General features: G+C 74.3%; 26 protein-coding genes. 11 read left to right on the forward strand and 15 right to left on the reverse strand.

Translation table 11 applies throughout. The features are described 5' to 3' along the window. The first annotated feature begins 80 nt into the window (after positions 1-80). Positions 81-740, forward strand: a complete 660-nt coding sequence (locus tag Ani05nite_RS06660) for a helix-turn-helix transcriptional regulator (RefSeq protein ID WP_203766039.1) — start codon at positions 81-83, stop codon at positions 738-740. Between the two features lie 32 nt (positions 741-772). Next, positions 773-1,237, forward strand: a complete 465-nt coding sequence (locus Ani05nite_RS06665) for a DUF3291 domain-containing protein (RefSeq protein WP_203766041.1) — start codon at positions 773-775, stop codon at positions 1,235-1,237. A 4-nt stretch (positions 1,238-1,241) separates the two neighbouring features. Here Ani05nite_RS06665 and Ani05nite_RS06670 read toward each other — a convergent pair whose 3' ends face one another. From Ani05nite_RS06670 to Ani05nite_RS06680, 3 genes are read right to left on the reverse strand one after another with little or no spacing between them, the layout of a single operon-like run. After that, the gene (locus Ani05nite_RS06670) at positions 1,242-1,901 is read right to left on the reverse strand and encodes a response regulator transcription factor (protein WP_203766043.1); all 660 of its coding nucleotides are present in this window, start codon (positions 1,899-1,901) and stop codon (positions 1,242-1,244) included. A 1-nt stretch (position 1,902) separates the two neighbouring features. Further along, complete coding sequence (locus tag Ani05nite_RS06675; protein WP_203766045.1) at positions 1,903-3,015, reverse strand: sensor histidine kinase; 1,113 nt, start codon at positions 3,013-3,015, stop codon at positions 1,903-1,905. A gap of 5 nt (positions 3,016-3,020) precedes the next feature. Continuing rightward, the gene (locus Ani05nite_RS06680) at positions 3,021-3,248 is read right to left on the reverse strand and encodes a hypothetical protein (RefSeq protein ID WP_203766047.1); all 228 of its coding nucleotides are present in this window, start codon (positions 3,246-3,248) and stop codon (positions 3,021-3,023) included. Positions 3,249-3,364: 116 nt separating this feature from the next. Between Ani05nite_RS06680 and Ani05nite_RS06685 the strand changes: the two genes are divergently transcribed. Next, positions 3,365-3,910 (forward strand): hypothetical protein, encoded by a 546-nt coding sequence (locus Ani05nite_RS06685; protein WP_239129413.1) that lies wholly within the window; start codon positions 3,365-3,367, stop codon positions 3,908-3,910. A 39-nt stretch (positions 3,911-3,949) separates the two neighbouring features. On the opposite strand, the gene ligD is transcribed toward Ani05nite_RS06685, so the two are convergent. From ligD to Ani05nite_RS06705, 4 genes are all read right to left on the reverse strand, one after another. Continuing rightward, entirely contained in the window at positions 3,950-4,906 is a 957-nt protein-coding gene (ligD, locus tag Ani05nite_RS06690; protein ID WP_203766049.1) for a non-homologous end-joining DNA ligase, read from the reverse strand. Between the two features lie 4 nt (positions 4,907-4,910). Beyond that, positions 4,911-5,264: a hypothetical protein gene (locus tag Ani05nite_RS06695; protein WP_203766051.1), complete on the reverse strand. Its 354-nt coding sequence runs from the start codon at positions 5,262-5,264 to the stop codon at positions 4,911-4,913. Positions 5,265-5,292: 28 nt separating this feature from the next. After that, positions 5,293-5,775: a hypothetical protein gene (locus Ani05nite_RS06700; protein WP_203766053.1), complete on the reverse strand. Its 483-nt coding sequence runs from the start codon at positions 5,773-5,775 to the stop codon at positions 5,293-5,295. A 74-nt stretch (positions 5,776-5,849) separates the two neighbouring features. Beyond that, the gene (locus Ani05nite_RS06705; RefSeq protein ID WP_203766055.1) at positions 5,850-6,890 is read right to left on the reverse strand and encodes a LacI family DNA-binding transcriptional regulator; all 1,041 of its coding nucleotides are present in this window, start codon (positions 6,888-6,890) and stop codon (positions 5,850-5,852) included. Between the two features lie 212 nt (positions 6,891-7,102). On the opposite strand from Ani05nite_RS06705, the gene Ani05nite_RS06710 reads away from it, so the two are divergent. Further along, positions 7,103-8,209: an acyltransferase family protein gene (locus Ani05nite_RS06710; RefSeq protein WP_203766057.1), complete on the forward strand. Its 1,107-nt coding sequence runs from the start codon at positions 7,103-7,105 to the stop codon at positions 8,207-8,209. 37 nt (positions 8,210-8,246) lie between these two features. Here the strand turns inward: Ani05nite_RS06710 and Ani05nite_RS06715 are convergent, their stop codons facing one another. Beyond that, a complete protein-coding gene (locus Ani05nite_RS06715; protein ID WP_203766059.1) occupies positions 8,247-9,509 on the reverse strand; it encodes an MFS transporter in 1,263 nt (420 codons plus the stop codon). Next, on the reverse strand, positions 9,506-10,057 hold the full coding sequence (locus Ani05nite_RS06720) for a winged helix-turn-helix domain-containing protein (RefSeq protein WP_203766061.1): 552 nt from the start codon (positions 10,055-10,057) through the stop codon (positions 9,506-9,508). Before Ani05nite_RS06720 ends, Ani05nite_RS06715 begins: the two co-directional genes overlap by 4 nt. 99 nt (positions 10,058-10,156) lie before the next feature. Between Ani05nite_RS06720 and Ani05nite_RS06725 the strand changes: the two genes are divergently transcribed. Further along, positions 10,157-11,110 carry a dioxygenase family protein gene (locus Ani05nite_RS06725; RefSeq protein WP_239129416.1) on the forward strand — a complete coding sequence of 318 codons (954 nt, stop codon included), beginning with the start codon at positions 10,157-10,159 and terminating at the stop codon, positions 11,108-11,110. Between the two features lie 43 nt (positions 11,111-11,153). On the opposite strand, the gene Ani05nite_RS06730 is transcribed toward Ani05nite_RS06725, so the two are convergent. Then, positions 11,154-11,402, reverse strand: a complete 249-nt coding sequence (locus Ani05nite_RS06730; protein ID WP_203766062.1) for an SCO4226 family nickel-binding protein — start codon at positions 11,400-11,402, stop codon at positions 11,154-11,156. Positions 11,403-11,511: 109 nt separating this feature from the next. On the opposite strand from Ani05nite_RS06730, the gene Ani05nite_RS06735 reads away from it, so the two are divergent. The 4 genes from Ani05nite_RS06735 (at position 11,512) to Ani05nite_RS06750 (ending at position 16,503) form a co-directional block, all read left to right on the forward strand. Further along, the gene (locus Ani05nite_RS06735; protein ID WP_203766063.1) at positions 11,512-14,304 is read left to right on the forward strand and encodes an ATP-binding protein; all 2,793 of its coding nucleotides are present in this window, start codon (positions 11,512-11,514) and stop codon (positions 14,302-14,304) included. An 811-nt stretch (positions 14,305-15,115) separates the two neighbouring features. After that, entirely contained in the window at positions 15,116-15,262 is a 147-nt protein-coding gene (locus Ani05nite_RS06740) for a hypothetical protein (protein WP_203766064.1), read from the forward strand. A 243-nt stretch (positions 15,263-15,505) separates the two neighbouring features. Continuing rightward, on the forward strand, positions 15,506-15,874 hold the full coding sequence (locus Ani05nite_RS06745; RefSeq protein WP_203766065.1) for an MmcQ/YjbR family DNA-binding protein: 369 nt from the start codon (positions 15,506-15,508) through the stop codon (positions 15,872-15,874). A 68-nt stretch (positions 15,875-15,942) separates the two neighbouring features. Continuing rightward, positions 15,943-16,503, forward strand: coding sequence for a GNAT family N-acetyltransferase (locus tag Ani05nite_RS06750; RefSeq protein WP_203766066.1), 561 nt, complete (start codon positions 15,943-15,945; stop codon positions 16,501-16,503). On the opposite strand, the gene Ani05nite_RS06755 is transcribed toward Ani05nite_RS06750, so the two are convergent. The 4 genes from Ani05nite_RS06755 to Ani05nite_RS06770 form a co-directional block, all read right to left on the reverse strand. After that, positions 16,494-17,009, reverse strand: a complete 516-nt coding sequence (locus tag Ani05nite_RS06755) for a carboxymuconolactone decarboxylase family protein (RefSeq protein WP_239129419.1) — start codon at positions 17,007-17,009, stop codon at positions 16,494-16,496. The two genes, Ani05nite_RS06750 and Ani05nite_RS06755, sit on opposite strands and share 10 nt — an antisense overlap. 155 nt (positions 17,010-17,164) lie before the next feature. Next, a complete protein-coding gene (locus tag Ani05nite_RS06760) occupies positions 17,165-18,319 on the reverse strand; it encodes an epoxide hydrolase family protein (protein WP_203766069.1) in 1,155 nt (384 codons plus the stop codon). Next, positions 18,316-19,128: an LLM class flavin-dependent oxidoreductase gene (locus Ani05nite_RS06765; protein WP_203766070.1), complete on the reverse strand. Its 813-nt coding sequence runs from the start codon at positions 19,126-19,128 to the stop codon at positions 18,316-18,318. The genes Ani05nite_RS06760 and Ani05nite_RS06765 overlap by 4 nt, the downstream gene beginning before the upstream one ends. 85 nt (positions 19,129-19,213) lie before the next feature. Beyond that, positions 19,214-19,819, reverse strand: coding sequence for a TIGR03086 family metal-binding protein (locus Ani05nite_RS06770; RefSeq protein ID WP_203766071.1), 606 nt, complete (start codon positions 19,817-19,819; stop codon positions 19,214-19,216). A gap of 52 nt (positions 19,820-19,871) precedes the next feature. Here Ani05nite_RS06770 and Ani05nite_RS06775 point away from each other — a divergent pair, with 52 nt between their 5' ends. After that, positions 19,872-20,303, forward strand: coding sequence for a MarR family winged helix-turn-helix transcriptional regulator (locus Ani05nite_RS06775; RefSeq protein ID WP_239129421.1), 432 nt, complete (start codon positions 19,872-19,874; stop codon positions 20,301-20,303). A 15-nt stretch (positions 20,304-20,318) separates the two neighbouring features. Here Ani05nite_RS06775 and rnhA read toward each other — a convergent pair whose 3' ends face one another. Beyond that, the gene (gene rnhA / locus Ani05nite_RS06780) at positions 20,319-20,780 is read right to left on the reverse strand and encodes a ribonuclease HI (protein ID WP_203766073.1); all 462 of its coding nucleotides are present in this window, start codon (positions 20,778-20,780) and stop codon (positions 20,319-20,321) included. A 438-nt stretch (positions 20,781-21,218) separates the two neighbouring features. Between rnhA and Ani05nite_RS06785 the strand changes: the two genes are divergently transcribed. Next, entirely contained in the window at positions 21,219-22,133 is a 915-nt protein-coding gene (locus Ani05nite_RS06785) for an ABC transporter ATP-binding protein (RefSeq protein ID WP_203766075.1), read from the forward strand. Positions 22,134-22,156: the final 23 nt, after the last annotated feature.

A 22,156-nucleotide genomic window follows, 5' to 3' on the forward strand; every position in this document is an offset into this window, starting at 1 on the left:
TGCGCGCCGTCCGGTTGACATCGATGTCAGCATGGAGCCGCTTCTCTAGAGCCAACGCCGCTTGGTTATACGCTGGGCGGATGACGGCCCCCGATGACCTCGATTCCGGCCTGGCGGCGGTGGCCGCGCTCGCCGACGGTGTGCGGCGTGCCGCCTACCGGGCGGTGCTGGCCGCCGGCGCCGGCCCGGTCGGCCGCGACGAGGTCGCCGCGGCGCTCGGGGTGGGCCGCACGCTGGCGGCGTTCCACCTGGACAAGCTGGTCGACGCCGGGCTGCTGGAGGTCTCCTACGCCCGGCGCTCGGGTCGCACCGGTCCGGGCGCGGGCCGCCCGGCCAAGCTCTACCGCGCGTCCGCCGCCGAGCACGCGGTCAGCGTGCCGCCGCGCGCCTACCGGACGGCCGCCGAGCTGCTGGCCGAGTCCGTGGAGCGCAGCGGCGCCGACGCGGCGCTCTTCGAGGTGGCCCGCGAGCACGGCCGTCGCACATCGCCCGGCGCGGACGTGCCCGATCTGCTGGCCGCGCACGGTTACGCCCCGGCGGAGACCCCGGCCGGGATCGAGCTGCGCAACTGCCCGTTCCACCGGCTGGCCGAGCAGTTCCCGCCGCTGATCTGCGGGATGAACCTGGCGATGATCACCGGACTGCTGGACGGCGCCGGCGCGTCCGCGCGGTGGCGGGCCCGGATGGACGCGGCCCCCGGGCGCTGCTGCGTAGTGCTGTCTAAAAACAATGGCGGTTGACACTACAGAGCGGGGTCTGCTGTGCTGAGCCCATGACGACCGCATTCCACCTGGCTCAGTTCAACGCCGCCCGCCTCCGCGCGCCGCTGACCGACCCGACGATGGCCGGGTTCGTCGCCGGCCTGGACACGATCAACGCGCTGGCCGACGCGTCACCCGGCTTCGTCTGGCGCCTCGCCGAGGGTCCGGACGGCGACGCCACCACGGTCCGCCCGCTGGACCCGGACGTGATCGTCACGATGTCGGTGTGGGAGTCGATCGAGGCGCTGCGCGCGTTCTCGTACCAGAGCACCCACCTGGACTACCTGCGCCGCCGCCGCGAGTGGTTCCGGCCGATCGCCCCGGCGTCGCTGGTGCTGTGGTGGATCCCGGCCGGCCGGCTCCCCACCGTCGAGCAGGGATGCGAACGCCTCGCCCGGGTCGCCGCCGGTCCGTCGCCGGAGGCGTTCACGTTCCGGCAGACGTACCCGGCCCCGGAGCTGACCGCCCGGACCTGAGCGGTCAGCGGCCGACCAGGCCCTCCTCGTAGGCGATGATCACCAACTGCACCCGGTCGCGGATGCCGAGCTTGGCGATCGCCCGGGTGATGTGAGTCTTCGCGGTGAGCGGGCTGATCACCAGCTCCCGAGCGATCTCCTCGTTGGACAGTCCGGTGGCGACCAGGCCCACCACCTCGCGTTCGCGGCCGGTCAGCGCCGCCAACCGCGCGCCGCCGGCCGGCGCCGGGGCGGGCCGGTACGCGAACTGCCCGATCACCCGGCGCGTGACGCTGGGGGAGAGCAGCGCCTCGCCGGCCGCCACCACCCGGACGGCGTGCCGCAGGCCCTCCGGGTCGACCTCCTTGGTGAGAAACCCGCTCGCCCCCGCCGCCAGCGCCGCGAAGACGTACTCGTCGGTCTCGAAGGTGGTCAGGATGATCACCCGGCAGCCCCGCAGCCCGGGGTCGGCCATGATGAGCCGGGTCGCCGCGATCCCGTCCAGCCCGGGCATCCGGATGTCCATCAGCACGACGTCCGGGCGCAGCGCGCGGGTGGCCCGCACCGCCTCGTCGCCGGTGGCCGCCTCGCCGGCCACCACGATCCCCCGGTCGCGCTTGAGCAGGCTGCGGAAGCCGGCCCGGACCAGATGCTGGTCGTCGGCGAGCAGCACGGAGACGGTCATCTCAGGCCGCGACCGGGATCAGCGCGCGGACGACGAAACCCCGGCCCGGCACCGGTCCGGCGGTCAGCGCGCCACCCAGCGCCGCGACCCGCTCGCGCATCCCCATGATCCCGTGTCCCTCCGTGCCGGGCGCCGCGCCGGCGCCGTCGTCGGCGACCTCCACTGTGACGCTCGCCGGGGTGTAGTGCAGCATCACGGTCGCCCGGGCGGCCGGCGCGTGCCGGACGGTGTTGGTCAGCGACTCCTGCACCACCCGGTGGACCGCCGTGGCGACGGGCGCCGGCACCGCGTCCCGCTCGCCGAGCTCGGTCACGGTCACGGTCACCCCGGCGGAGCGGACCCGGTCGATCAGTCCGGCCAGGCCCTCCAACCCGGCGGCCGGCGTCTCGATCCGGTCGCCCTCGCGGAGCACGTCCACCAGCGACCTCAGGTCACCCATCGCCCGGCCGCGGACCTCCTGGGCCAGCCGCAGGGCCTCGCGGGCCTCGGCCGGCTCCTCGTCGAAGATGTCCAGCGCGACGTTGAGGTGCACGCCCACCACGGCGAGCGTGTGCGACACGACGTCGTGCAGGTCCCGGGCGATGCCGACGCGCTCCTCGGCGCGCCGCCGCCGAGCGTCCAGCTCCCGCTCGTGCAGCGACTGCGCCAGCCGGGCCGCGGCCTCCTGCTGCCAGCGCCGGGTGCTGCGGTACGCGAGGGCCGTCGCGAGCGCCGCGGCCAGCCAGAGCACCTCACCCCCGAACTGACCGAGCACCCGGTCAGCCGGGAGCGGTTCGACGAAGCTGTCCCAGACGACGCCGTACCAGAGGGTGAGCACCCCGGCCACGATCGCGGTCCGCACCCGCCCGGCGAGCGCCAGCGCCACGAACGCCGCGGTGGAGGGCCAGGCCCAGCCGCTGCCGATCAGGTGCGCGGTGTGCAGGGCGACGGTGCTGAGCACGCCGACGATCAGCACGGTCAGCGGCCACCGGCCGACCAGCAGCGTCAGGAGGGCCAGGCAGACAGCGACGGCGCCGGTCAGCGCGGGATCCAGGTTCCCGCCGGTGACGGCGAGGCCGGCCGGGACGCCGATCAGGGTCAGCAGCGCGGCGACCCAGGGCAGTGAGCGTGGCATGGTGGTCACCTTCCCGTACCCGTGCCCGTGGCCGGCCGCAGCGGTCGCAGCGTCACGAAGCTGAGGCCGGCTGCGATGACCCACAGGGCGAGCCGCCGGGTCAGCGAGATGAGCGTCTCATGGCAGTCGATCCCCAGTCGCGGTCCCGCCACGACGCCCAGCGCGACGAGCGCGGCCAGGGCCCCGGCCCCGCCGATGAGCAGGCCCGGATGGTGTCTCAAGGTGTCGGTCATGCCAGCAAACTAGGTTCGGCGCGGGCCTGGCGCGTCGTCCCGGCGGCGGCTCCCGGGCCGACTCCCTTCGCGTACGGGGCTACACCGATCGGCGTAGGTCGCTCTACGCTGACCCGGTGATCGACGAGGGCACCGCCGCCGCCGACCTGCTCGCCGCCGCCGGCCGCTTCCCCATCCGGCCCGGGCTGACCGAGGCCGAGTTCGCCGCCGTGGAGCAGGAGTTCGGGTTCTCCTTCGCCGACGACCACCGCGCCTTCCTGGCCGTCGGCCTGCCGTTCGGCCGGGGCTGGCCGGACTGGCGCGACGGCGACCGCGCCCAGCTCCGCGAGAAGCTGGCCATGCCGGTCGAGGGCGTGCTGTTCGACGTGGCGGAGAACGGCTTCTGGTACGAGGGCTGGGGCCCGCAACCGGCCGAGACCGCCGACGCCGTGACGGTGGCCCGGCGGCTGCTCATGACCGTGCCGCGGCTGGTGCCCGTCTACGCGCACCGCTACCTGCCGGCGGGCCGCGGCACGTCCGGGCACCCGGTGCTGTCGGTGATGCAGACCGACATCATCAGTTACGGCGCCGACCTGCGGTCCTATGTGCGGCACGAGTTCGGCGGCGAGCCGCTGACGCCGGGCCGCCCCACCGTGGCCTTCTGGCGGGACCTCGCGGGTTAGCTCGCATGGGCGGCCGGCCGGTCCCCGGGTGAGTACGCGTCAGCCGGCGTCGCGCTTGGCGCGGGCCCGGCGCTTGCCCTCGTGCATCGCCGCCACCCGGGCCACCGGGATGGTGTGCCCCTCCGCGACCAGCCCCGCGTCGAGCGGCTGCGGCGGCGGCATGTGCGCCGCCCACGGGTCGCTGCCGTTGAGCAGCTCGGGCGCCGTGTGCACGGTGAAGTCGGCCGGGGTCACGTCGTCGAGCACGTCCCAGCCGACCGGGAACGACACCGGCAGGCCGGGCCGCGCCCGCGGGCTGTACGCCGCCACCACGCTCGCGCCGCCGGAGCGGGTCGCGTCCAGGAACACCTTGCCCTGCCTGTCCTGCACGATGAACGCGGTGGTGGCCAGCTCCGGGTCGAGGCGCTCGGCGCGCGCCGCGACGGCCCGGGTGGCGGCGGCCACGTCCCAGGTGCCGGCGGTGCCGTCGAGGGGGACGAAGATGTGCACGCCCTTGGCGCCGCTGGTCTTCACCGCGCCGGCCAGGCCGGCCTCGGCCAGCGCCCGCCGCACCAGGTGGGCGGCCCGGACCACCACGTCGAAGCCGGCGCCCTCGGGCGGGTCCAGATCCATGATCAGGTGGGTCGGGTGGTCGCGGTCGGTGCTGGTCATCAGCGTGGGGTGGTATTCGACGGCGCGCTGGTTGGCGAACCAGAGCAGCGTGCGGCGGTCGTTGCAGAGCGCGTACTGGACCTCGCGGTGGGACGCCTCGGCCCACACGGCCGTCCGCGGCACCCACTCCGGCGTGTACTTCGGCAGGTTCTTCTGCATGAACTTGTCCTGGCCGCGCAGCACCCGGATCACCGACAGCGGCCGGTCGCGCAGGACCGCGAGCATCGGGTCGTGGACCGCGTCCAGGTAGTCGACCAGGTCCCGCTTGGTCGCCTCGGCGCCGGGGAAGAGCTCCTGGTCCAGGTTGGTCAGCGGTACGCCGGCCCGTTCCTCTTTGTCGGCCATGGCCTCATCCTGCCCGGATCAGGCTCAGCGCGGGCAACACCATCGCCAGCGTGATCACCACGTACACGCCGCCGAGCCGGAACTGGCCGTGCCGGGTGGCGATGACGGCGCCGACGAACGGCAGCACGATCGCGGCCAGCGCGGCCAGCAGCAGGGTGCCGGGCTGGCGCTGCGGCCCGGTGACGCCCCAGCCGACCAGCAGCGACACGGAGACCAGCCAGATCAGCGTGACCAGGGTGACCTTGAGGGCCACCTCGGTGCGCAGCGCGGCGGCCCGGCGGTCGGCGCGGATCTCCTCGGCCGACCTGAGCCCGACGTCGACGCGCGACAGCGGCGCCCGCTCGATCTCCAACGTCACACGCAGCACTCTAGGCGAGGTCCGGGGGTCACTGCAGCGTGAGGAACCCGAACGTGACGACCCACGCCACCACGGCGAACACCAGGAACCAGAGCGGGATGAGGATTGCCCGGATCATCGCCCGCCGGGCGGTTCCGTCGGCCGGCCCCGGCCGCAGCTTCGCCACCGCCCACGGTGTCGCGGCGTGGGTCACGGCGGCGGTCAGCGGCGTCGCGACCACGAGACTGACCACGGCCAGGAACACGCCGCCGGCGCCGCCGATCAGGGCGGTCACCGTGCCGGCCAGCACGAGCAGGATCAGCGGCGGCGCCGCCAGCAGGACGCGGGCGGCGGAGATCGTGAAGTCGGGTCCCTCGGCGTGCAGAAGTCCCGCCGTACAGAGGCCGGACAGCAGGCCGAGCACCGCCCCGGCGGCCGCCCCGAAGGGAATGCCGAACGGGGTGAGGACCGCGCCCGTCGCGGCCCCGACGAGCAGGCCGGCCAGCGTGGTGAAGTCGAGCAGCCGTTTCATGCCGACAGCATGACAGCTCGACTTGAACGTGTTCAACTATGGTGAGCGAGCAGACAGACAGGGTGGTGCGGGGGTCAGGCGGGTGGGCGCTCGCCGCTGCCGCGCGCGATCACCGAGGTCGAGATGACGATCGACCGGGCCGGGCCGGAGTGGCCGCTGATCCGTTCGTGGGCCAGCCGGGCCGCCTCCCGGCCCATCGCCACCGCGTCGTGCGCCACCACGGTCGTGCCGATGACCTCGGCCAGGTCGAAGTCGTCGAAGCCGATCAGCGCGGGCGGCTCCGGCCGGTCCTTGAGCACCCGCAGCGCCCCGGTGGTGAGCCGGTTGTTCGTCGTGAACAGCGCGGTGGGCGGCGGATCCAGGGCCAGCAGCTCGCGGACCGTCTCCTCGGCCCGCCGGACGTCGTGCACGTCGGTGCGCAGGTACGGCTCCCACTGCCGGTTGCCGGCCGCCCGCATCGCCGCCTGGAAACCCGCGATGCGCCCGCGCTGCGGCACCGTGCGGGCCAGGTCGGCGATCAGGGCGATCCGCCGGTGGCCGCCCCGGAGCAGGTGCTCGGCGCCGGCCCGGGCGCCGCCCGCGTTGTCGATGACCACCACGTCGGCGTCGATGCCGTCCGGCGGGCGGTCCAGGAAGACGAACGGCACGCCGCGGCTGCCCTCGATGGCCAGGTAGCCGTGCCGGTCGCCGCTGGGCACGATCAGCAGCGCGCGGACCCGCCGCTCGAGGAACGTGTCGATCAGGGCGCGCTCGAGCTCCGGGTCCTCGTCGTTGTTGGCGGTCACGAGTTGCAGGCCGTGCTGGCGCAGCTCGCGCTCGATCCCGCTGGCCACGGCCGAGTAGAACGGGTTGGTCAGATCGCCGCTGATCAGGGCGACCAGCGCCGAGGTGGCGCCCCGGCGCAGCTCCCGGGCGATGCCGTTGAGGCGGTAGCCGAGCTGGTCCGCCGCGTCGCGGACCCGGCGACCGGTGTCCTCGGCGACGTTCGGCTCACTGTTGAGCGCCCGGGAGGCCGTCTTCAGGCTCACCCCGGCCAGGGCGGCCACCTCGGTGAGGGTCGGCCGGCGGGCGGCCGATTCGTCGACGGCGCCGGCGGCGGACCGGGATGCGGGCATGGTGCTCCGAACTGTCGACGAGGGCGCAGGCAGCAATTATGACATCGACGCACCGGTGGTGCGGACGCCCGGCGCGGTCCGACCGGCCCCGCCCGGCCGGGCGGAACGGCGGCCCGGATCACCCGTTCGGACCGCTGCGGAGATCGCGGAAGACACTACTGTCTGTAGTCATTGGCCTTGGCGGCCGGATCACGTATGGGCAGGGAGAGGCCGTGTCGGACATCGCCACCACGGGACGGGATCGGTATTTCGATACGCTGCGTGCTGTAGCCATCGTGCGGGTGGTGCTGTTCCACGCGTTCCCGTTCGCCGCGCTGGAGCTGATCTTCCCGTCCATGGGGGTCATGTTCGCGCTCGGCGGCTCGCTCATGGTCAAGTCGCTGGACCGGTCCGCGTCGCGGGCGGTGCGCAACCGGGTGCGCCGGCTGCTGCCCGCGCTGTGGGTGATGGCGCTGATCCTCGTACCGCTGATGATCCAGCGCGGCTGGCCGGACCGGCCGTCCTGGCCGCACCTGCTGCTCTGGGTGCTGCCGATCGCCGACCCGCCGGCGAGCGAGTTCGGCTACCCGGCCGCGGGCGTGCTCTGGTACCTGGTCACCTACCTGTGGCTGGTGTTGCTCTCGCCGGTGCTGCTCGCCCTCTACCGCCGGTGGAACCTGCCGACCGTGCTGCTGCCGCTGTTCGGGCTGATGCTGCTGACCGCCTACCCGGACACCTTCGGCACCACCGCCGGCTGGGTCGTGCAGAACGTGCTCGCGTTCGGGTCGTGCTGGATCCTCGGCTTCGCCCACCGCGAGGGTGACCTGGCCCGGCTGCGGCCGTCCCTGGTCCTCGCGCTGGCCGCGGCCTGTGTGGGCGGCGGCCTGGGCTGGGCCTACCTGCACCCGGGCGAGAACGGGATGGACCTGACCGGGCGCCCGGTCGCGTACGCCGTCTTCTCCATGGGGTTCGTGCTGGCTTTGCTGCGCTGGGCGCCGCGGATGGGCTGGCTGGCCCGGGCCCGGCCGCTGGACGGCTTCGTGTCGATGGTGAACAACCGGGCGGTGACGATCTACCTCTGGCACAACGTGGCGATCACCGTCGCGGTGTGGCTCTTCGACCCGCTGAAGCTGTGGCGGATCCCCACCCAGGCCCTGGAGAACGCCGTCGACTTCACCATCGCGCTGACGGCGCTGGCCGTGGTCGTGCTCGCCCTCGGCTGGGTCGAGGACGTCGCGGCCCGCCGGCCGCCGCGCCTCTCGCCGTTCGCCCGGCGGCCCCGTCGTCAGCCGGCGCCGGCCCCGGCGCCGGCCCCAGCGCCCGCGGCCGTCTACCGCTGACCGGGGCGCGCTCCGCGCCGACCGGCGGGGAGCCCGCTCACCCCGCTGCGGCCCCGGCCACCGGCAGCTCGCGACGGCCCCGGAGCGGGCCCAGCACGAGGATCAGGCCGCTGGCGGCGTACCCGGCGGCCATCAGCATGATCGCGCCGCGCGCGGTCAGCGGGCCCGCCAGCACGCCACCCAGCACGGCTCCGACCGGGATCGCGCCGTAGTTGACGAACTGCATGCTGGTCAGCACCCGCCCGAGCAGCCCGGACGGGCAGTACGCCTGCCGGAAGCTGGCGCTGATCACGTTGCCGGCGATGGCGCCCGCCGCGACGCCGAGCATCCCGGCGACGAAGACCAGCAGGCCGGGGCCGGGCCGGGTGAACGGCACGAGCACCGACGCCACCCCGCCGAAGGTCTTGCACGCGACGAGCGCCCGGGCCCCGCCGAGCCGGCGGACCAGGTACGGCGTCAGGGTGGCCGCGCCGACGCCGCCCAGGCTCACCGCCGCGAACAGCAGGCCGACCGTGGCGGTGCCGACGCCGACCTCGCGGACCAGGAAGACCACGCTGATCGCGTTGATGCCGGTGAGCCACAGGTTCGCGGCCGCGCCGTAGAGCGTCTGGTTGAGCAGGTACTTGTCGCGCAGCAGCCAGCGCGCGCCGGTGCCGATGTCGGCGCGGATGCCGGCCCGCGCGGCCGGCGCCGGCCGCCGCTCGGCCCGCCGGATGCGCCACAGGGCGAAGGCGGAGACCAGGAAGCTGGCCGCGTCGAGCACCAGGCCGGCGACGGCGCTGACCGCGGCGATCAGCAGGCCGCCCACCGCCGGGCCGGCCACCTGCGCCGCCGACTCGGTGCCCTGCAACGCGGAGTTCGCCCCGACCAGCTGCCGGCTGTCGAACATCGCCGGCAGGTACGCCGCCCAGGCGACGCTGAAGAACACCGTCGCCGCGCCCAGCACCAGGGTGACCGTGAGCAGGTGGGCCATCGTGAGCGCGCCGGCCCAGGCGGCGACCGGCACGCTGAGCACCAGCAGGGCCGAGACCAGGTCGCTGACCAGCATCACCGGCCGGCGGGCGACCCGGTCGATCCACGCGCCGGCCGGCAGCCCGATCACCAGCCAGGGCAGCCAGGCGGCGGCGGTGAGCAGGCTGACCGCGAAGGCGCCGGCGTCGAGCACCTGGACGGCGATCAGCGGCGTGGTCACGCCGGCCACCGAGCTGCCCAGCCGGCTGACGGTCATGCCCGCCCACAGCCGGCGGAAGTCGGCGTCGCGCAGCACCCCGCGGGGCTCGGCGACGGTCCCGGCGGTCACGGCCGGGCCGGGAAGCCCCGGCCGATCACGAAGACCGGCTCCCGGTCCGGCGCCTCGGGGCGCCCCGCGAAGCGGTCCATGACGGCCTGGACCTCCGCGCCCAGCTCGGCCAGCTCGGCCGGGCTGAGCAGCAGGAAGCCGTCGGTGGAGAAGGCGGCGTCGGTCCACGGCGCCGCCCGGGAGGCCGGGCTGCCCAGCCAGGTGGAGACGAGGTCGACCTGCCGCTGGAGCCCGATCGCCATGGCGGCGTCGGCGGCCGCGAGGTCGGCGGCGTCGGCGGTGAAGTCGGCCAGGCTCCAGCTGATCTGCCGGTCGATCATGCGCCACCAGTGCTCCTTGCGGTTGCGCGCGAGCTCCGGCGCCTGCTCGATGAGCCCGGCCTCGGCCAGCACCCGCAGGTGGTGACTCACGTTGGCGACCGCCTGGCCGGTCGTACGGGCCAGCACGCTGGGCATGGAGGGTCCGTCCACCCGCAGGACGTCCATCAGGCGGCGGCGGACGGGGTGCGCGACCGCCTTGAGCACGGCGGCGTCCTTGATCTGAGCCATGACCCCACATGAAGAAGACCGCCACAGCCGGGACACAGATGACGCACAGTGACGCTTGGTTGGCTGGTGGCCAGACGTTCCCGACGAAAGGCCACGACCGTGCAGGAGCAAGGGGATCAGGACAACGCCGCCTACGTGCGCCGGGTGCACGACAAGGGGCTGCGGTTCGACCTGCGGACCATGTCGCGGCGCCGGCTGCTCGCCGCCTTCGGCGGGGCGGGCGCTCTCGCGCTGGTCGGCGGCACCGCGGCCTGCGGCGGCACGACCGGCACGGCGACCGGCGACGCGACCGGTACGGCGGCCGCCACCAGCGCCGCGGCCACCGCCGCCGGGACCGAGGTCGCGTCCGAGACGGCCGGGCCGTACCCGGCGGACGGCTCGAACGGGCCGGACGTGCGCACCGAGTCCGGCATCGTGCGCAAGGACATCCGGACCTCGTTCGGCGGCGCGAGCGGGACCGCCGAGGGCGTACCGCTGGAATTCTCGCTGGCCGTGACCGACCTCGACGGCCGGGCCGTCGCCGGGGCCGCGGTCTACGCCTGGCACTGCGACCGTGACGGCAACTACTCGCTGTACTCCGACGGGGTCACCGACCGGAACTACCTGCGCGGCATCCAGGAGACCGACGCGACCGGCGCCGCCACCTTCACCAGCATCTTCCCGGCCTGCTACTCGGGCCGCTGGCCGCACATCCACTTCGAGGTGTACGCGTCGCTGGCCGACGCCACCAGCGGCGCCGGCCCGATCGTCAAGACCTCGCAGATCGCCATCCCCGAGGACGTGGCCGAGGTCGTCTACGCCACCGACGGCTACAGCCGCAGCGTGACGAACCTCAGCCAGGTCACCCTGGCCACCGACAACGTCTTCGGCGACGACTCGGCCGCCACCGAACTGGCCACCGTCACCGGCAGCGTCGCCGCCGGCTACGTGGCCCGGCTCGCGATCGCGATCGACCCGTCCGGCGAGGAGACCGGCGGCGGCGACGCCCCCGCCGGTGGCGGCGGACCGGGCGGCGCCCCACCGTCCGGGGCGCCGCGCCCGGCGTCCTCCTGAGCGCGCGCCGCCCGGGCCGCATCCGGCCCGGGCGGGAACGCCGTCAGACCTCGGCGGTCAGCTCGTAGATCTCCGTGGTGGGGTGCCCCGTCCGTTCGTGGATCCGCAGCACCGCCTCCTTGCTCGGCCCGCTCGACAGGCAGAAGACCTTGCCCTGCTCCGGGTCCAGCCAGGCCCGTTCGAAGTGGACCCCCTCCTCGCCCTCGATCTTCAGGTCGGCGGCGTGCGCCGCGTCCAGCTCCTCCGGGGTCACCCCGTGGAACCCGCTGTGCACGTCCATGAACTTCGCCATCGCCCTCGTCCCCTCTGGTCGGTTACCGGCCCAGCCTGCGGGGACGCGCGGCGTCGGACATCGGTCATTGCACCTAGGAAGGCCCGGGGGAGCGGCCTAGAGTCACGCCATGCGTGCCCCGAGCCCCGTGCTGGTCGGCCGCGGGGACCTGCTGGCCCTGGCGGACCGCCGGCTCGCGGCGGCCGCCGACGGCCACGGCGAGCTGCTCTTCCTCGCCGGCGAGGCCGGCATCGGCAAGACCCGCCTGCTGACCGAGATGGCGGCCCGGGCCGCGGCGCGCGGGTTCACGGTGGTTGGTGCGGCCGCGTTCCCCGGCGACGCCGACGTCGCCGGCGGCTTGATCACCGACGCGCTCTCCGCCTTCGGTACGGGCACCGAGGCCCTCCTCCGCGGGTCCCCTGACGGCGACAGCCACCGCCGGCTCCGGCTGCTCGTCACCGGCCTGGCCGACGCGCTCGCCGAGGCCGGGGCCGGACCGCGTCCGGTGCTGATGACGCTGGAGGACCTGCACTGGGCGGACGACCTGACCCTGCAGGTCCTGGCCCGGCTGGCGCACCGGCTGCCCGGGCTGCCGATGCTGGTCGTCGGCACGTACCGCAGCGACGAGCTGTACCCGCGGGTGCCGATGCGCGAGTGGCGGGTCCGGCTGCTCAACCAGCGGCACGCCGAGGAGGCCCGGCTGTCGCGCCTCGGCCCGGCGGACACGGCCGCGCTCGCCGCCGCGATCTCCGACACGGTGCTGCCCGCCGCGGTGACCCGTGCGGTCTTCGCCCGCAGCGACGGCATCCCGCTGCACGTCGAGGAGTTCCTGGCCACGGTCGGGGCGGCGGGTCCGCCGGACACCCTGGCCGAGGCGGTGCTGGCCCGGGCCGCCTCGTTGAGCGCGCCGGCCCGGTCGCTGGCCGGTGCGGCCTCGGTGATCGGCCGGTCCTTCGACGTGGACCTGCTCACCGCGATCACCGGAGAGCGCCCGGACGCCATCGACGCCGGGCTGCGCGAGCTGGCCGAACGATTCTTCGTCCGGCCGCACGCCGACGGTTTCACGTACGACTTCCGGCATGCCCTGATCCGCGAGGCGCTGCACGCCGACCTGCCCCCGCTGCGCCGGCGCGACCTGCACGCCCGCACGGCCGAGGCGGCGCTCGCGGCGGGTCTGTCCGAGGCTTTCGTCAGCGACCAGTACGAGCGGGCGCACCGCCCGGCCGAGGCGCACCGGCATGCGCTGGCCGCGGCGGCCGGGGCCGTGCGCATGTCCGCGCACCGCGAGGCCGTCGAGCTGTACCGGCGGGCGCTGCGGACTGCTCCGGCCGGGCTCGCGGTGGAGGCGCACGCGACGTTGCTGGCCGCGCTCGGGGCGGAGCTGGCGGCGGTCGACGACAACGAGGAGGCGGCGGAGACGGTGCTGCGGGCGTACCGGATGCGCCTGGAGCTGGGGGACGCGCCCGGCGCGGCCGCTCTCGTGCCGGAGCTCGTCGCGGTCCGGCACCTGCTCGGCGCGGGCCTGGCCGAGCGGACCGGCCTGCTGCGCGACGGCCTCGACCTGATCGCGCACCGCGCCGGTGAGCGGGCCGGGGAGATCCGCGCCGGGCTGCACGCCGCCCTGGCCGCGGCCTACATGCTGGACCGGCGGCTCGAGGAGGCCACCGAGGTGGGCGTGCTGGCCGAGGCGTTCTCGGTGGCGGACTGCGACCACCCGCTGCGCTGCCACCTCGGCGGGACGCTGGGCTCGATCCTGGTGTTCGGGGGCCGGATGCACGAGGGCTGGCAGATGCTGGAGAACGCGATCGGGCGCGCCCGCCGCGGCGGCCTGGAGGCGGAGGCGGCGCGCGGCTACCGGATGCTCGGCTCGTCCGCGTCGGTGCTGGTCGAATACGACCGGGCCCGGCGGTGGCTGGCCGAGGGCATCGGGTACGCGGACTCGGTCGAACGGTTCAACGACCGGCACTACATGGCGGCGCACCTGGCCCACGTGGACTGGGCGCGGGGCGACTGGGCGGCGGCCGAGGCCGGCGCCACCCGAGCGCTGGCCGACGGGCAGGGCATCACCACGCGGATCACGGCGCTGCACGTGCTCGGCTACGTGGCGCTGGGACGCGGCCGGTGGGACGCCGCGACGCGCAGCCTGCGGGAGGCGGCGGGGCTCGGGGAGGCGATGGGCGAGCTGCAGCGGATCTCCCCGGCGTGGTGGGGCCTGGCCTCGATGGCGCTGCTGCGCGGGGACGCGGCGGAGGCCATCCGGTGGTGCGAGCGGGGGTACGCGGCGTCGGCGCGGGTGCGGGACGCGGCGTACCTGTTCCCGTACGTGGTGACCGGGGTGCGGGCGTACCTGACCACCCAGGACCTGACCGGCGCCCGGGACTGGCTGGCGCGCAGCGGGGCGCTGCTGCGCGACCGGGAGATCCCGGGAACGCTGGGGGCGCTCGACCACGGCGCCGGCCTGATCCACCTGCACGAGGGGCAGACCGGCAAGGCGCGGGCCGGGCTGGAGCGGGCCGCCGCGTTCTGGCGGGAGCGCGGGCGCTTCTGGGAGGGTACGCAGGCAGTGTCGGACCAGGCGCGGTGTGCGCACCGGTCCCGGCGGCCCGGGGAGGCCGGCCGGCTGTCCGAGCTGGCAGCCGGGGCGGCGGAGGCGGCCGGCGCCACCGTGCTGCGGCCCGCCACGGCCCCGGCATCCACCCGGACGACCGCTGCGGCGCCGCCGTCCGGCGGGGCGCGGGCCCGGCTCACCGCGCGGGAGGCCGAGGTCGCCGGCCTGATCCGGGAGGGCGCCACCAACCGCGAGATAGCGGCGGCGTTGGCGATCTCCCCGAAAACGGTGTCCGCGCACGTCGAACACATCCTGACCAAGCTCGGGGCCGCCCGGCGGGCACAGATCGCCACGTGGGCCGCGACACATCGCTGAAGATTCCGACCGATCGGGGTACCTCGAACGGGCTATAGCTAGTGGTCTATGCACTGGCGACAATCGGACCATGACCGCGCCCGGGAACGACGCCCTCCTCATCACACTGCTGGCCGCCTTCGTGGCCTGTGTGGGATACGCCGCCGGCCGCCTGCACCAGTGGTACCGCACCGTCCTGGACCGGGACGAGGCCTTCCGTGACGGGTACGACACGGCCACCCGGAGTGTCTTCACGTTGGCGGCGCGGCTGATCGGTCCGCGCCGGTCGGCTCGGGGGACTGCCGCGGTCACCTCGGGGGGTCGGTCCGGGCATGGTTCCTCGGCCGGCCGGGCTGCGTCTGGTGCCGGGTCACTTCCCGGCTCGGTTGCCGGCCCGGTTCCTTCGGCGATCTTGTTGCCGGCTTCGGCCGCGGTGACGCCGCCGCCCGCTGATCTTCGTCCGGCGGTGGTTCCCTCGTCTTCGCGATCCTCTTCGTCGCCCGCTGTGGCCTCGACGACCTCCTCCGTCTCGACGTCTCCTGTCCCAGCTGCCTCCTCCGCGGGTTCCGCCTCCTCCCTGGTTTCCCGTTCGTCCGTTTCGTCCGGGGTTTCGTCTGCTGGGTCGGGGTCGGCTCGCGTCGGGTCGGATTCGTCTGCGGGCGACGGTTCGACTGACGTCGGATCGGGTGCGAGTGCTGCGGGTGAGGGTTCGGTTGGGTCGGGGCGGGGTTCGATTGGGTCGGGGTCGGGGCCGGCTGGTTCGGGGCCGGGTTCGGGGCCGGGTTCGGCGACCGGCGGGGACGCGGAGAGTGCCGGCGGCGGGCGTCATCTCGTGCCCGACGAGCTGGTGCGGGCGCCGACGTACCGCCTGACGCCGGACCGGGTCGCGCGGGCCAAGGTTCGGGAGGCGATTCCCGCCGACGACGGTTCCGAGGAGACGACCCGGTTGCGGGCGGTGCCGCGGCCTCGCTCGTCCTGACGGCGGGTGATGTCGCCGGGCGGCCGGTTGAGTCGCCGGGCGGCGGATGGTGTCACAGGGTCAGCGGGTCAGCGGGTCAGCGGGTCAGCGGGTCAGCGGGTCGGCGTCGAAGATGTCCAGCTCGCGCCCGAGTCGGCGGTGATGTCCCGGCTGGCGGGTGGTGTCGCCGGTCCGTGGTAAGTCATCGGGTGGCGGTGCGGTCGCTGTCGGCGGGGATGTCACAGGCCGGGGTTAGGGTGCGCCATGGTCACCGTCGAAGAGGTGCGCGAGGTCGCCCTGCGGCTGCCGCGGACCATCGAGCATCTGATCCACGACCGCGTGAAGTTCCGGGTCGGCAAGATCGTCTACGTGGCGTTCTCCCGGGACGAGACGATCATGGGTTTCGGCTTTCCCAAGGAGGAGCGGGCGGCCCTGGTCGCGGCCCGGCCCCTGGTGTTCCACCTGCCCAACGCGACGAACATGCGCTTCCACTGGGTGCAGGCCTGGCTCGCGGCGCTCGACCGTCGCGAGATGGAGGAGCTCGTGATCGATGCCTGGCGCATGGTGGTGCCGAAGCGGGTGGCGGCGGCCTACGTCGCGGGTCTGCCCGACGCCGAGCCGGGTGTCCGATAGTCGTCTCGCCCCGCGGGTGGCGCGGCTAAATCCGTTGCGCCGCTCCAGTTCCGGATCAGGATGGGCCCATGGGCAGCTATCTGGAGACGGAACGGCTGGTGCTGCGCCGGTTCACCGAGCGGGACCTCGGCGAGCTGGTCGAGCTGGACAGCGATCCCGTGGTGATGCGCTACCTGACGGGCGGCCGGCCGACGCCGCTGGAGGAGATCCGGGACGTGGTGCTCCCGTTCTGGCTGGCGTACTACGAGCGCGGTGAGGAGTTGGGCTTCTGGGCCGCCGTCGAGAAGACGACCGGCCGGTTCGTGGGCTGGTTCCACTTCCGGCCGCGCCCGGACGGCCCGAGCGCCGGCGTGGAGCTGGGTTACCGCTTGCGCCGCGACGCCTGGGGCCGGGGGTACGCGACCGAGGGCAGCCGGGCGTTGCTGCGCAAGGGCTTCACCGAACTGGGCGTCGAGCGGGTCTACGCGGAGACGATGGCCGTCAACACGGGCTCGCGGCGGGTCATGGAGAAGGCCGGCCTGCGCTACATCCGTACCTTCCACCAGGACTGGCCCGAGCGGATCCCCGGCGACGAGCACGGCGACGTCGAGTACGCCCTGACCCGGGCGGAATGGCTGGCTCAGGGCTGACGCAGGTAGCCGCCCTCGGCGATGGTCCGGGCGTGCTGGGCGTACATCTCGGGCTCGGGCGGGGTGAGGGTGGCGAGTCCGTCGACGTACCGGTTGAACATCGAGAACGCCGCCGCGATGAGAACCGTGTCGTGGATCGCCTTGTCGTCGGCGCCGTGGGTGCGGGCCAGGTCGATGTCCGCGCCGCTGACGCTGCGGCCGTCCACCCGTACCTTCTCGGCGATCGACAGCAGCGCCTGCATCTTGGGATCGGTCCGCGCGTGCTCGGCGGGCTTGCCCTCCTGATGCAGCAGGTGGTCGGCGACCGCGCCGTGAACGCCGCTGCAGTAGCCGCACTCGTTGCGGCTCGACACGGTGGCCGCGATGGTCTCCCGCTCGCCGGGGGTCAGGGACGACGGTCCGCGCAGCAACGCGTCCGCCAGGCCGTTGAGGGGGCCGGCCGTGTGCGGGTACTGGACCAGGAGCCCGACGATGCCGGGCAGGTCGGGCAGGTTGATGTGCGGCACGCGCTCATCGTGCTGTGCGGCGGCGGCCATGTCCAGCACACGCCCGGTTCGAGCCGGCAGCGCGGTCCGGGTCGGACCGATCGTCGACGCCTGGCCGGTCTTCGAGCGCCGCCCGGCCACGCCCCGCACAGCAGCCCCGGATCGCCACCCGTCCCTCAACCCCGGAGCGCCCGCAACCCCGCCCGCAGCTCAGCAACGAACAAATCCGGCTGCTCGAATGCCGCGAAGTGCCCGCCACGGGCCGGCTCGCCCCAGTACCGGATGTCGGTGAATCGCCGCTGCGCCCACCGCCGCGACGGTCTCGGGTTCTCCCGCGGGAAGATCGAACAGGCCGTCGGGGCCGCCACCACGTCCGTCGTGCCGGTGCGGAACCGGGCCTGGACCGCCCGGAAGCTCTCCCAGTAGAGCCGGGCGGCCGAGGCGCCCGTGCCCGGCAGCCAGTAGAGCATCAGGTTGTCGAGCAGTTCGTCACGGGTCAGCACGGTGGACAGGTCGCCGCCGCAGTCCGTCCAGGCCTGGAACTTCTCGATGATCCAGGCGGCCAGCGCGGCGGGCGAGTCGACCAGCGCGTAACCGATGGTCTGTGGCCTCGTCGACTGCTCCAGCGAGTAGCCGTCCCCGCTCTCGCCCGAGGCGGCGAGATCGTCCAGTGCGGCCTGCTCGGCCGGGGTGAGCGCGCCGAACGTGGCCGGGTCCGGCGCCACCAGGGGCGGCATCAGATGGATGCCGATGACCCGGTCGGGGTGCCGCTGAGCGATGCTCGTGCTGATGCTGGTGCCCCAGTCGTGACCGGCCGCCACGAAGCGCGGGTACCCCAGTCGGGCCATCAGCTGCACCCATGACGCGGCTGTCCGCTCGACCGTCCAGCCGTGCTCGGCGGGGCGGTCGCTGAAGCCGTACCCGGGCAGCGAGGGACACACGACGTGGAAGGCATCGGACGGCTCGCCGCCGTTCGTGACCGGGTCGGTGAGCGGCCCGATCACCTTGGCGAACTCCACGATGGAGCCGGGCCAGCCGTGGGTGAGCACCAGCGGCGTCGCCTCGGGATGCGGTGACCGGGCGTGCACGAAGTGGATGCCGAGACCGTCGATGTCGGTCCGGAACTGCGGCATCCGGTTGAGCCGCGCCTCGGCGGCCCGCCAGTCGTACCCGTCCGTCCAGTATTCGCACAGCTCCTGCAGCTCCCGCAGCGGCACCCCCTGCGTCCAGCCGCCGACGGTGGCCGGCTCGGGCCAGCGCGTCCGCCTCAGCCGTTCGCGCAGATCGTCCAGCATGTCGTCGGCCACCCGGATCTGGAACGGCGTGATCATGCCGGCCGCCGTGGTGGTCCGGCCGCTATCCGGGCCCGGATCTCCCGCATCCGCTCCTCGCTGTGGTGCGGCAGTTCCCAGCGGGTCTCCAGCCACCAGGTGCACCCCGCGTCGGCCCACGGGGCGACCGTCGCCCAGCCGGCTGCGGCGTCGTCGGCGGGTGTCTCGCCCTCGGCCAGGATGTCGAGCTCGGGCGGGGCGCCGCGGTCGCTCAGCCACGCCCGCAGCGCGCGGAGCTCGTCCGGGCCGCTCCGGTGGCCGGGGATCACCCCGTCGCACCGCAGCGCCCGGCGCAGGGATTTCGGCCGCGGCCACACCGCCACCACCCAGACGGGCACCCTGTCCTGCACCGGGCGGCCCACCCGGGCCAGGTCGTCGCGGGCCACCTCGTAGTCGTAGTGCGGGCCGTGGTAGCTCGTGGCGCCCGCCCACAGGGCCCGCATCAGGTCGATGCCGTCGTCCATCATGGCCGCGCGTTCCCGCAGGTCGGTGACCTCTCCGGTGACCGGCAGGTCGGGCGTCAGCGCGCCCACCCCGATGCCGAGCACGGCCCGGCCGCCGGAGAGCTGGTCGACCGTGGCGACCTGGCTGGCCACCTTCCACGGCCGCCGCCAGGGCAGCGGGGTCAGCATCGTGCCGAGCCGCACCCGGGTCGTGGCGGGGGCCATCGCGGCGAGCAGGCTCCAGGCGTCGACGCCGGCCGCGGCCTCCCAGACGAAGACCCCGTCCCAGCCCGCCTGCTCGGCGAGGACGGCCTGGTCGAGCTGCTGCGGGGCGGTGCCACCGGGCAGGATCACGCCGTACCGCATCAGCGGGGACCCGGTGGCGCCGACCGGGCCGCGGCGGGTCTGACACCGCCGTTCCTCGCACTGCGCTGATTCATGGTCCTGGACGCTAGCCCCGCGGTACGACACTTTCCGCGGGATCCCGCCCGAGCAGGGCGAGGATGCGGTGCAGCGGATCGTCGCCGGGGTCGGGGACGGGCGGCGCGAAGGCCGCTCCCGGCGCCAGCCGGGCCTCGCCCGTGGGCACCGCCTCCGCGACGGGCAGGGCGGCGGCCAGCACGTCCGGGGGCAGGGTGTAGGCGAGGCCGAGCGTGCGGGCCACGTCCCAGCCGTGCACCACGTAGTCGACGAGGTGGAAGCCGAGCGCCAGCCGGGCGGGCAGGGGCCGCGGCGTGATCTCGGGCAGCAGCAGGTCGCGGTCGAGGACACCGGGTTCGGCGAAGGCGGCGATGACGGATTCGGCGGCCTGCGCGTACTCCCGCACCGGGTCGTCGGCCAGCGGCCGGGGCGGCCAGACGTCCGGGTCGCCGCCGCGGCCGGCGGCCGCCGCCGCGAAACCCCGGTGCTGGGCGGTCATGTGGGCGAGGAGCCGGCCGAGGTCCCAGTCCGTGCAGGGTGTCGGCCGGGACAGGTCGGGTGGGCGGATCCGCGCGACGACGGGCACGGTGGCCCGGACGGCCCGGGCGTGGGCGGAACGGAGGTCGATAGTATGCATGTGCTTACGATCTGCGCGCGTACACGATATGTCAAGGTGTATGTTTCCCGCCGTGCCCGATCCGGACCGCGACCGACCCGACCTCGGCGCGATGGTCATGCGGCTCGGCCGCGCGCTGGTCGCCGCCGAGCGGCCGGTGCTGGCCGCTCACGGCGTGTCCATGTGGGGTTACATCGTGCTGAGCGCGCTGGCCGACGAGCCGATGCGCACGCAGGCCGCGCTGGCCCGCGCCATCGGCGCGGACAAGACCCGGATCATCGGGACCCTCGACGACCTGCAGGAACGCGCCCTGATCGAGCGCGAGCCGGACCCCGAGGACCGACGGGTACGGCTGCTGCGGCTCACGCCGGCCGGGCGGCAGCTGTACGCCTCCGTGCGAGCCGGCATCCGCGCCGCCGAGGAGGAGTTGCTCGGCGACCTGACCTCGGCGGACAGGCGGGTCTTCCTGCGGGTGCTCCAGCGGCTCAGCGCCGGTGCGGACTGATTCCCCGGCCGTCGGTCAGCGGGCGGCGAGGGCCTCCTGCAGCCCCCGGGCGGCGAGCCGGTCGGCGCGTTCGTTCTCGGGGTGCCCGGCGTGGCCCTTGACCCAGTGCCACTGCACGTCGTGCCGGGCCACCGCCGCTTCCAGGCGCTGCCACAGATCGACGTTCTTGACCGGCTGCTTGGCCGACGTCTGCCAGCCGTTGGCCTTCCAGCGCGGGATCCACTTCGTGATGCCGTCCCGCACGTAGATGCTGTCGGTGTAGAGCAGCACCGGCAGCGGCGCCCGGGTCAGGCTCTCCAGCGCCTGGATGGGGGCCATGAGCTCCATCCGGTTGTTGGTCGTCGAGGACGCCTCGCCGCCGCAGAGATCCTTCTCGCTGGTGCCCCAGCGCAGCACGGCGCCCCAGCCGCCGGGGCCGGGGTTGGGGATACAAGCGCCGTCGGTGTAGATCTCCACCGGTGTGGCCGAGCCAGTCATGCGGTGCACCCTACCGACCGCGCCTCGCGGCGCCGCAGCGCTCGCGGCCCGGCGGCCGGGGTGTCGATGCCGGGATTCGTCGCACCCGGGCCCGACAATGGTCAGAGCCGGGTCGAGAAGCAGGAGTCTCCCACCGCCCCGAGTGAGCGTCAGGCCGCCGATCCGGTGCCTGCGTGACGCCGCAGGCATGCCGGGGGGAACCGGTACCGAACCGGCGGCCTGCCCCCGCAGTGCCCGAGAGCGGTGGGAGCGCTCCCACCTCGTAGCTTAGCGAACCACGGGTGCGGCGCAAAACCGTTCGGAAACACTCACATTCCACCATCCGGGTGCGGCGCCCGGCCGATCGCCCCCGGGGCCGGCCCCCGCCCCGGCGCGGCGTGGGCCACACCGCTGTGGACGGGCCGAAGTCGCGAGCCGGCCGGCCAGTACAGTTTGGGCATGCGTGAGGCAGCCGTCGAGGTGCGCGACGTCGTCGTCCGGTACGGCGACGTCGTTGCCGTCGACGGCGTGTCGCTGACCGTGCCCCGCGGCGGCATCCTGGCCCTGCTCGGCAACAACGGCGCCGGTAAGACCAGTTTGCTGCAGGTTTGTGAGGGCTTCCGGCGTCCCGACGCCGGCTCCGCCCGCGTGCTGGGCCGCGATCCGGTCGCCGACCACGACGATCTGATGCCGCGGCTGGGCATCATGCTCCAGTCCGGGGGCGTCTACCCCTGGGCCACCGCGGGCGACATCCTGCGCCTGTTCGCCTCCTTCGCCGCCCGCCCGCTCGACACCGACATGCTGCTCGACCGGCTCGGGCTGCGGAAGTTCGCCAAGACCACGTTCCGCCGGCTGTCCGGCGGCGAGCAGCAGCGCCTGTCGCTCGCCGTCGCGCTGGTCGGCCGGCCCGAGCTGGTCTTCCTCGACGAGCCCACCGCCGGCATGGACGTCGGCGCCCGGCAGACCACCTGGGAGCTCGTCGAGAGCCTGCGCGCCGACGGCGTCTCCGTGCTGCTCACCACCCATCTGCTCGACGAGGCCGAGAGCCTGGCCGACCACGTGGTGATCATGGACAACGGCGTGGTCGCCGCGACCGGCACGCCGGCGGAGCTCACGGCCGCGGCGGGGATCGACCTGCTTCAGGTACGCGCCGAGCCCGCCCTCCCGGTCGCCGGCCTGGCCGCCCGCCTGGACGTCAAGGTCACCGAGGACACCCCGGGCGAGTACGCGATCGCCGGCTCGCTCGACACCGAGGCCATCGCCGCGGTGCTCGGCTGGTTCGCCGCGGCCGGCGCCCAGGTCACCGCGGTCAACACCCGCCGCCGCACCCTCGAGGACGTCTACCTGGCCCTGACCGCCGGGGCCGCCCGATGAGACCGTTGCCGGCCCGCGCCACC

This window comes from Actinoplanes nipponensis (assembly GCF_016862275.1).
In the GTDB taxonomy this organism is placed as follows: Bacteria; Actinomycetota; Actinomycetes; order Mycobacteriales; family Micromonosporaceae; genus Actinoplanes; species Actinoplanes nipponensis.

Bases quoted from the DNA above. Each gene is read 5' to 3' on its own strand.
- Ani05nite_RS06660 (WP_203766039.1), top strand. From the start codon at position 81: ATGACGGCCCCCGATGACCTCGATTCCGGCCTGGCGGCGGTGGCCGCG.
- Ani05nite_RS06665 (WP_203766041.1), top strand. From the start codon at position 773: ATGACGACCGCATTCCACCTGGCTCAGTTCAACGCCGCCCGCCTCCGC.
- Ani05nite_RS06670 (WP_203766043.1), bottom strand. From the start codon at position 1,901: ATGACCGTCTCCGTGCTGCTCGCCGACGACCAGCATCTGGTCCGGGCC.
- Ani05nite_RS06675 (WP_203766045.1), bottom strand. From the start codon at position 3,015: ATGCCACGCTCACTGCCCTGGGTCGCCGCGCTGCTGACCCTGATCGGC.
- Ani05nite_RS06680 (WP_203766047.1), bottom strand. From the start codon at position 3,248: ATGACCGACACCTTGAGACACCATCCGGGCCTGCTCATCGGCGGGGCC.
- ligD (WP_203766049.1), bottom strand. From the start codon at position 4,906: ATGGCCGACAAAGAGGAACGGGCCGGCGTACCGCTGACCAACCTGGAC.
- Ani05nite_RS06700 (WP_203766053.1), bottom strand. From the start codon at position 5,775: ATGAAACGGCTGCTCGACTTCACCACGCTGGCCGGCCTGCTCGTCGGG.
- Ani05nite_RS06705 (WP_203766055.1), bottom strand. From the start codon at position 6,890: ATGCCCGCATCCCGGTCCGCCGCCGGCGCCGTCGACGAATCGGCCGCC.
- Ani05nite_RS06720 (WP_203766061.1), bottom strand. From the start codon at position 10,057: ATGGCTCAGATCAAGGACGCCGCCGTGCTCAAGGCGGTCGCGCACCCC.
- Ani05nite_RS06730 (WP_203766062.1), bottom strand. From the start codon at position 11,402: ATGGCGAAGTTCATGGACGTGCACAGCGGGTTCCACGGGGTGACCCCG.
- Ani05nite_RS06735 (WP_203766063.1), top strand. From the start codon at position 11,512: ATGCGTGCCCCGAGCCCCGTGCTGGTCGGCCGCGGGGACCTGCTGGCC.
- Ani05nite_RS06745 (WP_203766065.1), top strand. From the start codon at position 15,506: ATGGTCACCGTCGAAGAGGTGCGCGAGGTCGCCCTGCGGCTGCCGCGG.
- Ani05nite_RS06750 (WP_203766066.1), top strand. From the start codon at position 15,943: ATGGGCAGCTATCTGGAGACGGAACGGCTGGTGCTGCGCCGGTTCACC.
- Ani05nite_RS06760 (WP_203766069.1), bottom strand. From the start codon at position 18,319: ATGATCACGCCGTTCCAGATCCGGGTGGCCGACGACATGCTGGACGAT.
- Ani05nite_RS06765 (WP_203766070.1), bottom strand. From the start codon at position 19,128: ATGCGGTACGGCGTGATCCTGCCCGGTGGCACCGCCCCGCAGCAGCTC.
- Ani05nite_RS06770 (WP_203766071.1), bottom strand. From the start codon at position 19,819: ATGCATACTATCGACCTCCGTTCCGCCCACGCCCGGGCCGTCCGGGCC.
- rnhA (WP_203766073.1), bottom strand. From the start codon at position 20,780: ATGACTGGCTCGGCCACACCGGTGGAGATCTACACCGACGGCGCTTGT.
- Ani05nite_RS06785 (WP_203766075.1), top strand. From the start codon at position 21,219: ATGCGTGAGGCAGCCGTCGAGGTGCGCGACGTCGTCGTCCGGTACGGC.